9 protein-coding genes are annotated in these 9,048 nt (G+C 61.8%); 1 reads left to right on the top strand and 8 read right to left on the bottom strand.

Features of this window, described 5'->3' with window-relative positions:
- From VE23_RS03305 to VE23_RS03290, 4 genes are all read right to left on the bottom strand, one after another.
- Positions 1–1,052: beta-ketoacyl-[acyl-carrier-protein] synthase family protein (locus tag VE23_RS03305; protein ID WP_198156130.1), on the bottom strand; the 1,052-nt coding region annotated here is incomplete at its 3' end.
- Positions 1,049–1,513, bottom strand: coding sequence for an SRPBCC family protein (locus VE23_RS03300; protein ID WP_049867284.1), 465 nt, complete (start codon positions 1,511–1,513; stop codon positions 1,049–1,051). The genes VE23_RS03305 and VE23_RS03300, both read right to left, overlap by 4 nt.
- A 38-nt stretch (positions 1,514–1,551) precedes the next feature.
- Positions 1,552–2,715, bottom strand: a complete 1,164-nt coding sequence (locus VE23_RS03295) for an NAD(P)/FAD-dependent oxidoreductase (protein ID WP_049867283.1) — start codon at positions 2,713–2,715, stop codon at positions 1,552–1,554.
- Complete coding sequence (locus VE23_RS03290) at positions 2,708–3,406, bottom strand: methyltransferase domain-containing protein (protein WP_164763180.1); 699 nt, start codon at positions 3,404–3,406, stop codon at positions 2,708–2,710. Before VE23_RS03290 ends, VE23_RS03295 begins: the two co-directional genes overlap by 8 nt.
- Before the next feature lie 193 nt (positions 3,407–3,599).
- On the opposite strand from VE23_RS03290, the gene VE23_RS03285 reads away from it, so the two are divergent.
- Positions 3,600–3,977 carry a nuclear transport factor 2 family protein gene (locus VE23_RS03285; RefSeq protein ID WP_232313291.1) on the top strand — a complete coding sequence of 126 codons (378 nt, stop codon included), beginning with the start codon at positions 3,600–3,602 and terminating at the stop codon, positions 3,975–3,977.
- A 400-nt stretch (positions 3,978–4,377) separates the two neighbouring features.
- Here VE23_RS03285 and VE23_RS03280 read toward each other — a convergent pair whose 3' ends face one another.
- The 4 genes from VE23_RS03280 to VE23_RS03265 form a co-directional block, all read right to left on the bottom strand.
- Complete coding sequence (locus VE23_RS03280) at positions 4,378–4,659, bottom strand: hypothetical protein (protein ID WP_069202549.1); 282 nt, start codon at positions 4,657–4,659, stop codon at positions 4,378–4,380.
- A 105-nt stretch (positions 4,660–4,764) separates the two neighbouring features.
- Entirely contained in the window at positions 4,765–5,604 is an 840-nt protein-coding gene (locus VE23_RS03275) for a DegV family protein (RefSeq protein ID WP_048749294.1), read from the bottom strand.
- A gap of 122 nt (positions 5,605–5,726) precedes the next feature.
- A complete protein-coding gene (locus VE23_RS03270) occupies positions 5,727–6,794 on the bottom strand; it encodes a glycoside hydrolase family 113 (protein ID WP_049867282.1) in 1,068 nt (355 codons plus the stop codon).
- Between the two features lie 5 nt (positions 6,795–6,799).
- On the bottom strand, positions 6,800–9,048 hold a 2,249-nt coding region (locus VE23_RS03265), incomplete at its 5' end, for a cellulose biosynthesis cyclic di-GMP-binding regulatory protein BcsB (RefSeq protein ID WP_198156129.1).

The following is a 9,048-nucleotide window of genomic DNA, read 5'->3' as shown; positions in this document are numbered from 1 at the left end:
ATGGCGGCTTCAATCGCTCCCGACGCTCCAAGCGGATGGCCGTACAGCCCTTTCGTGCCGCTGACCGCCACCGGACGGGTGCCGAAGACGCTGCGGATGACTTTCGATTCGGTCACATCGTTGAGCAGCGTCGAAGAACCGTGGGCGTTGATGTAGCCCACCTCCTCCTGCAGCATGTCCGCATCGTTCAGCGCCAGCCTCATCGCGCGCTGGGCCTGCGTGCCGCAAGGGAGCGGAGCGCTCATGTGATGGGCGTCGTTCGTCACGCCGAAGCCGCTGATCTCCGCCAGAATGCGGGCTCCCCTGGCGCGGGCATGGCCTTCCTCCTCGATGACGAGCACAGCCGCCCCTTCCCCCATGACGAATCCGTCCCGCGTGCGGTCGAACGGGCGGCTGGCCCTTCCCGGCTCGTCGTTGCGGGTCGACATCGCGCGCAGCAGATCGAAGGCTCCGAACGACAGCGGAGAGAGCGGAGACTCCGCGCCTCCCGCGAGCATGACGTCGGCTTCGCCGCGGCGGATGGCCTGGAGCGCCCTGCCGATCGCCACAGCGCCCGAAGCGCAGCTCATCGAGTTGGTCTCGTTCGGACCGTTGAAGCCGAATTCCATCGCCATGTTGCAGGAGGAAGCTCCTCCGAAGACGGAGAAGCCGAGCGTCGGAGACACGCTCCGGTAACCGCCGGCCATGTACTGGCTGCACTGCTCCTCGGCATAGGAGATGCCTCCCAGCGCGCTTCCCATGAAGATGCCCGTCCGCTCCGGATCCAGCGCTCCGGCCTCGATGCCCGCATGCCGCAGCGCCATCCGGCCGGATGCGATCGACAGCTGCGAGTACCGGTCGGTGCGATGCGCCCGTTTGCGGTCCATATAGTCTTCGGCCCGAAAGTCCTTGATCTGCGCTGCAATCCGGCTTTTCAAGCCTTCCGGAACGAAGCGGTCGATCGGACCGACGGCGCTCTCGCCCCGGCGCACCCCTTCCCAAAGAGATTCGGCTCCAGTGCCGATCGGCGTCACGCATCCGATACCCGTAATGACTGCCCTGCGGTCGCTCATGAACGATGCCCCATTCCGGCGGCTTCCGCCGCGAATTTGATTCCTGCCAAGGTCCGGTCCGCGATGACCTGCACGAAGGCCGGCCCTATGATTCCTCTTGCGGCCAGACCGCCTACCGGCGGACGATCCCATTCATGCACGATGGACGCTTTTGTTCCTTCCCCGCTCGGCTCCAGCCTCCATTCCACGTCCATGCCCTTTGTCACCCCTTCGATATGACGGTACAATATGCGGCTCTCGGCTTCCCTCGATTCCATCCTGCTCACCCACCACACCGGCCAGCGCAGCCTGCCGAAATGCCTCCATGCGGCCATTTCCACGATGCCGTAATCAGGGGCTCCGGTTCGAAACGACACGGAGCGGTAGTGGTGCAAATGAACCGGCCACTGATCGACATCCCTTGCGTAAGGGAACACCTCGTCAGGCGCTCTTTGGATGTAAATCTCATTATACGTATGCATCGCTGCACTCCTCCTTCGGAATTAGCTGTCGAATCCAGTCAAGTAACGCTGCCGCAATCGCCGATCCATGCAGCGAGCCGGCTCCCGGCTCCGGGCGTCCGGCCCAATATCCGGATGGAAGCCTCGAACAATCGGGGCCGCGCCGCTCCGAATTCGATCACCCGCTGGAGAGCCGCTGCAGCGGCGAACTCCTTCCGATAGAGCCGTCCATACACGCTGAGCTGGCGCTCGTCTCCGGTTTCGAGCGCCCGCAGCAGCAGCGGCGCGGCCAGCTCGGCGCTCCTAAGCGCCCGATAGATGCCCTGGCCGGTAAGCGGATCGTAATAACCGGCCGCATCTCCGACAAGTACGATGCGTCCGGAGGCCGGCTGCGGAATGGGCTGATGGAACGGGCCGCATGCGAGAGGCTCATCCTCCAGGACGGCGTGACGGCAGCGTCCCTCCAGCCGGGGGCGCCTCGACAGCTCCCTAAGCATGGCGGCGCTCTTGTTCCTGCCTTCCTCCGCCCATGCCGAGCCTGCCGGCAGGACAAGCGTGACATTGGCGGCATCTCCTTTGAGCGGGGCGATTCCAAGGGTCGAGCCTTCATTCAGATGCAGCTCCACCCTGTCGCGAAGCTGTTCGATGCCGCTCATTCGCGCCGTAATGGCGATTTTGCGCAGCGCCCCCCACGGAGCTCCAAGTCCGGATGAACGGGCGACGGCGGAGCGGATGCCGTCCGCGCCCGCTACATAACGGGCTCGAATGCAGAAGGTGCCGCCGCCTGCCTCCCCCTCCACGAGGCAGCCGCCGTCATCGCCGCGCATCGCCCTCCGTACGCGATGCTCCTGCAGCACTTCGGCGCCGGCAAGCTCCGCCTGCTCCAGCAGCCAGCCGTCCAGCTGATCGCGGCGGCAGCTAAACCCCGCTGCGCCGCCAGGAAACTCCGCTTCCATGCTCGCGGTCCCGCAGTGCAGCAGCCAGCCGCGCAGCGGATGACCGAATGTCTGGGCCGGACCTGCCGCTCCGCCTTCGGCGAAGCGCCGCTTCCCGGCCAGCCTTTCCAAGGCGGCTGCGGCGCCTGGATTCAGCGACTCTCCGCAGGGCTTGCCTCTGGGATGCCGCCGCGCCTCCAGCAGAGCCGTTTTCAGCCCGGCTCTCGCAAGCGTCCAAGCAAGCGCGCTTCCGGCAGGGCCGGCTCCCGCCACGAGCACGTCATACACGGCTGAGCAGCGCCAGCCGGTAGGGGAAGTGGCGCTTGACCGTCGCATCAAGCCCTGCGGCGGCTAGCAGCCTGCGAGCCTCCGCCGCCGTGAACGACCGCTGGACGGACAACGGACCGTCATGCCGCGTCACCGGACTTCGCCACACCAGCTTGGCGAGCAGCCTCGCGATGCCGTATGCCGTACGGCTCCGTTCCAAATCCGTGACGATCCAGCCCTTCCTCGTCACGCGATCCATCTCCCGCAGCATCGAGACGGCATCCTCGTCGCTCATATGATGCAGGGCGAGGTTGCTGAACGCAATATCGAAAGCTCCGTCGCCATAGGGAAGATGGCGTCCATCTCCTTCATGAATGGTGATGGACGCATGCCCTCCTGTCCGCTTGCGGGCCAGCTTTGCGATGGATGGACTGATCTCGACTCCGGTCACCTCGAGCGGAATGCCCCGTTTCTCCGCCCACCGGCACAGAGCGAGCGGCTGATCGGCCATGCCTGTCGCCACATCGAGCACTCGGACGGGAGACGCGCTTCCTCTCAAGCCCGTCAGCAGCCTGCCCAGATGCCGGAAGAGGGGCGGATTGCCCCCGAGCCATCGATTGACCGCCCAAACTTCCAGCAAGCTTGCCTCCAGTTCCTCCTGCGACAGAGCCTCCTCTTCATCCAGCCATTCCTTTCTCAGCTGACGCTTCACAGTCTGCTCCTCCTTGATCATGTCGTCAGGCGTAGTATGCGCTTTATTGCCAAAACCATCCATCGGCAGCGCAAAAGAAGATGCCGAAGCCGGCATCCGCAACTATCCTCCCTACCATGCATGCCAGCCGAGCCGCGGGCGGGAAATCCATGATATACTCATGGAATATAATGGAATGAAAGAGGGGATAAGCTTGCATGGGATCTATTCCGTGATGGACAAGTATTTCCAGGCTTGGAATGACGGTTTCGTCAGCAAAAACGCCGATGCGATCCGTGCCATGATGTCGCCGGGCTTTGCCGGTTATTGGGCGCATTCGGGACTGGAGCGGCCGGATCAGTACGGGTTCGGCTACGATTTGGAAGGCGTGCTCAGCCAATACGGGGAAGCTTCGAAGAGCTACGAAATCTCGGATGTCCAGGAGCGCAGGGAAGGCGAGGAAGTTCTCGTCCTCGGCAGGGAGATCAATCTGGTGGAGGGCACTCCGCATCCGGCGCTGTTCATGTTCGTATGGAGGCTGGAAGACGGACAGTGGAAGCTGGCGAGAGAATATATCGAACTGGAGAAATAAAAGAAGATCCCGCTCCTCCCTTTGCCCGGGACAAGCGGGATCTTGCTGACTGCAGACTGAAAGAAAATCATTCGCGGGCCAGGCCAGTCTGCTTTCCGTCCGCTTGACGCTTTGGCCTGCTGCCTGCTGCCGGTCTCCGCCGCGAAGCGCCCGATGCTCCAAATAGTCTCTGCAGGCCGTGAAAGGGCCTGCTGCTCGTCGGAAAGGAAGGCTAGCGTGAACAAGCCGCTCGGCTGCTTGGATACCTTGATCATGACGGCAGGGCAAGGTCCACATGCTTCCGGCAGGTCCTCCGGCCGGCAGAGACGGCGGAAAGCTCCGCATGAAGGCATCCGGCGGATATGCCGCGGTCGGCGGACTCGGCCTTGAAGCCGTTTCGCAGCCGACTAGGCGGCCTGCCTTAACGCCGCGAAGCCGTTCTCTTGAAAGCAAGGATGAAGGCGGCCGGATCCTCTTCCACGTTGAACGGATAGACTCCGGAGCTCGTATGCAGATACAGGATGCCGAGCTGTCCGCCGACGATCCGATACGAGATGTCGTATACGTCCTTCAAGGGGAAGCTTCTGCCTTCGGCGATTATCGTTTCCCCGTCCAGCAGCAAGTCCAGCTCGAGAACGACGGTGTCCATCCCGGAGCCGTTCAAAACCCGCTCCATTTTGATGTAGCGCTGTTTGGCCAGCATGTCCTGCACGCCTCCTTTCTTCTGTCCGCTGCGGCCGATCAAGCCCTTCCAAGCCAAAAAAGGGAGCGGCGGCCGCCCCCCTTCATTTCCCTCTGCAGGCTGACCTCAGAACGCGACGCCGATGCCCCCTTCGCCGGCATAAGTACCCATGACAGGTCCCATGCTGGAGAACAGCACCTTCTTGAACGGATGCTTCTCCAGCACCCGATCCTTGAATTCGAGAGCGAGCACTTCGCAGTTGCTGTGGACGATCGCGACAAAACCGTTCTCGTAGTCGTGCTGCTTGTCTTCGAGCCTTGCGAGCAAAGAGTTCAGCGCTTTGCGGAAGCCGCGCGTCTTCTCTTCGACCTCGACGACGCCTTCTTCATTGATTTTGAGCAGCAGCTTGATGTTGAGCACCGACGCCACGCCGCCGGCAAGCCTGCTCAGCCTTCCGCCCTTGATGACGTTCTCGAGGCTGTCGAGCGTGAAGAAAGCGCTTGTCTCAAGCGCAAGCCTGCTGACCTTGTCCTTGAGCTCGTCGAGGCTGGAGCAGGTGCGGGCCCATTCGGCCGCCTGGGACACCACCAGGGACAGGCCGCCGGAAAAGGTTTTGGAGTCGATGATTTCAATCCGGTTCGGCAGGCCCTCGTCCTCGTACAGCCCCTTGGCGATCAAGGCGGACTGATAGGTGCTGCTGATGTTCGAGGACATGCTGACGACCAGAATGTCGCGGCCGGGTTCTACGGCCTTATATGCTTCCAGAAACGTGTTCGGGCTTGGGCTTGCGGTCCGCGGAAGCTCCGGGCATGCCCGCATGCGGGCATAAAAGCTTGCGGCATCCGTGTCATCCGGCATAAGCTCGTCCTGGAACGAGACGGGAAGATGAACGATGGTAATGGAATGGGCTGCAATGAAGTCGGTCGGGAGATCAGAACCGCTGTCTGTGATGATTTGAATAGGCATGGTGTAAGCGCTCCTTTCAATGCTTCCATTATACCGAAGCCGTTCCCCTCAAAAATAGTAACAAATATAACTTGTCAAAAGGCTTAAGGTATGCATCGGCCAAGCCAGGACGTTGGCGAGCCTTACCAGGCTCGGATCACTTTCGCGCTATCGTCCGAAGGATAATAATGCTTGTCCTTGCTTTTCTCGCCGATTGCGAATACCGAGAAGCCCATGAACCCAGGCTTGCCGGAGAAGGCTTCCCGGTAAGCCTGGAACAGCCTTGCCTGCTCGCCTCCGTCCTCCACGTCCGAAGGGGATGGATTCCAGGGCTCTTTCGCCGCATATTCGCGGGCTGGAAACCCGAGCTCGCCGAAGTAGACCGGCTTGCCCCATTTGCCCGACAATGCCATGACTTCGCTCACGACATCCTGGCCGCGGCCGTTCACTTCGGTGGAGCTCAATGCCGACAGCAGCTGTCCGGCCGTATTGACCCGACGCTCGGACAGCTCGAAATAGGCCGCGACCGTAATGAAGTCGGTATCCGCCCAGAGAGGGTTGTCCCGCTTGGCTTCGTAAGCGGCCGTGCTGGCCTTGTCCCAGGCAGCCGTATACCACCAATTGGTTTTATACGTCAGAAGTCCGCTGTACTCGCCTCTCAGCTGCTGGAGCATGGAGCTCCATTCGCCGCCGAACCGCTCCAGATGCACGAGATTGGAGCCGGCGATCATCGCATCGGCGTGATAAGGCTCGGCAACCCGGCGTGCGAGCGGAACAAGCACTCTGCTCCGCCACTGCTCGAAAAAGGCATCGAGATGATCCGGATTCCAGTCGGTCTCCACCTCGCTGCCTCGATTGATCCATGGATAAGGCTCCACGATGATCCGCATGCCTCGGCTCTGAAGCCGGGGAATGAGCTCGATGGCCTTGTTCAGGCTGGCTTCGTCCAGCGTCATGTCGCTCGAGCGCACATCGCTCACTTCGACGACGACCGGAACATTGACCGTGTTCAGACCAAGCCTGCCGGCATCCTCCAGCACTTGTTCCGGATCGTAATCGACCGACAGGTTGGCCGATTTGACTTTCAGGCTCAGGAAGTCCGTCTTCTCCTTCGGCTGGGATGACGTCCACATCCATACCGCGGCTGCAAAAGCCGCCGCAGCCAGACCCGCTGCAAGCAGCATCTTCACGAGGCGTCCTATCGGGAACACAGGCGCTACCTCCTTCTGTATTTGCGCAGATAGAAGACGATTCCCGCGATCAGGAGAAGCAGCACCGTGCCGAACAGAATCGTGAACAGCCGGGCTTGTCCGGTGCTCAGATTCACTTTCTCGCTCAGGCTGTAGCTGTCGTCGCCGCTGAAGGCATGATTGGTCGCTTCTCCCCACCGGTTGATCAGGACGGCGTTGCCGATCAGGCCGGAGGCATTTTTATCCTGTGCGAGAAACTTGCCTGCGAGCGCCAAATTCCGCTCGTCCGGAGCCGTGACGGCCAGCACGGCCGTTTCCGGGTCCGCCGGAGACGGAATTAGCTGCAAAGAAACGAGCTGCTTGGCGAATTCGGGCAGCAGCCTCCGTTTTTCATTGGATATGAAATAGCTGAAGGAAGAATCATAGCGGAACCATAAGCTTCCGTTCAACGCTTTGAGCGCCGGGAGGCTGGCAGGCGTGCCGGCCGCGATGACATTGACGCCCTTGTCGCGGGTTGGATTCCACTTTCCTTCGGACAGCACCTTCAGGGAAGCGCTGTTGTCGGTGAGGGAACGGCCCAGATAAGAAGCGGCTCCAGCCAGAAGCGAGTAGTCGTCTCCGTCCGGATCGGAAGGAAGCGCGAAAGCCGCGTCGTTCCACTTGCCGTTCTTGATGAAGGGCCAAGGATAATAATCCAGAAGCATCGAGCGCTCATCCTTGGCCGGGAGGCTGACGGAGGAGGACGGATCGACATAGGCCCACGGAGTCTGCTCTCCCGTCGGCGCGCAGCTCAAATCGTTCATCTGCAGGTCGAACGCAACCGAGAACTCCAGATACGACAGCTTGGCCGCGCGGCTCGGAATGTTGACTTCCCACACATCGCTGTCCGCCTTGGAGGCATCCAGCTTTTTGCTGCCGGCCGGAATTCCGTTCACATACAGCGTCGCGAGGGACTGGCCGAAATTCAGGTTCCGGGCATACCGGAGCTGGAACTTCGCTTTGGCTCCCGGAACGACGAGCTTGTTGGATGGAAGCTTGATGTCGAATGTCGTCTGCTGGCGCAGCGGCCCTCTTACTTCCAGCCCGTTGTCGTAGCCGAGCTGCTCCAGCGTCCATGTATCGCCGGTCAAACGGCCGGAGGCCAGATTGATGTCCGTGCCGGCCGGTATGAGCGCGGACGAGTCGCTCAGCTGCGAGGTCATGTCCTTGTTCTGCAGCAGCCGGGCCGCCGTGTCGAGAACGGAGGAATCGTCTCCGCTGGCGATGACCATCAGGATGCGGTTCGGATTGTAGGGCGATACCGTCCGGAACAGCACCGGCCCTTCCCCGATGCGGGATACCGCCTCCTGCGGCGCCGCGGAACGGATTTCCTCGGGCATTCCGGACAACCGGCCTACGTAGATGAGATGATCGTTCCGATGGTCTCCGGCAACGATTGCCGCATGCTTGTCCATATGAAGTCCGACGAGGCCGTCCGGCGCATAGGAGCCCAAGGAAGCGGCGGCTTGAAGGGCGGCCGCCGTCTCCGCTTCGTCCGGCTGGTCGGGAAGGACGATGGAGGTGCCGGTGCCCGATGTGTCGCCTGCATCTTTCAGAAACGGATAAGGGAATTGCGACAGCTCGAGGGAGGGCAGCTCGGTGCGGTAGCCGATCTCCAGCCAGGAGCTTTTCTGGACGGTCAGCCAGTTGTCCTTGTCCCGCTCGTCGACACAAAATCCGATTTCTCCGAATTCCTTATTGCCGAGCCATAAGCGGATCTCATTGCTGCCGGAACGCCAGGCATCGGCCGGAACGGCTACATCGAGCCTTTTGCCGGTCTCGCCGTAACCGCTCAGAGCGGCCGAATGAACCGGCTTGCCGTTGATTTCGACGGTCAGGGAGCTGAGCGAGGCTTTGCGGCTTGCCCGGATATCGAGGTGGAGCACGGACTGCTGCACCGACCAGCGGGTGCCGAGATTGAAATAGGATGCCTGGGAAGCGTAAATGCCCTGAAGCCGCAGCTCCTGCGGGTACGGAAGCTTGGCGAAGAGCGTCCCGTCCGCATAATAACGCGGCTGGCCGGCAGCCGGCGTTTCTGCCGCATTGGCGGACGGCTCAGCGGCGGTGGACGGCTTCGCTGCCGCGTCGGCCGTCGGCTGGGCCGCGGACGGCGTCGCTGCCGCATTTGCCGTCGGCTCCGCGGCGGACGGCGTCCCTGCCCCGTTGGCCGCCGGCTGGGCGGCGGACGAAGTCCCTGCCGCGTTGGCCGCCGGCTGGGCGGCGGGCGAAGTCCCTG

The organism is Paenibacillus sp. D9, from assembly GCF_001188365.1.
Taxonomy (GTDB): Bacteria; Bacillota; Bacilli; order Paenibacillales; family Paenibacillaceae; genus Paenibacillus_O; species Paenibacillus_O humicus.
Note: the sequence above shows the minus strand (reverse complement) of the source record. Positions and strands in the feature narration are given on the sequence as shown.

Bases quoted from the DNA above. Each gene is read 5' to 3' on its own strand.
- VE23_RS03300 (WP_049867284.1), bottom strand. From the start codon at position 1,513: ATGCATACGTATAATGAGATTTACATCCAAAGAGCGCCTGACGAGGTG.
- VE23_RS03280 (WP_069202549.1), bottom strand. From the start codon at position 4,659: ATGCTGGCCAAACAGCGCTACATCAAAATGGAGCGGGTTTTGAACGGC.
- VE23_RS03275 (WP_048749294.1), bottom strand. From the start codon at position 5,604: ATGCCTATTCAAATCATCACAGACAGCGGTTCTGATCTCCCGACCGAC.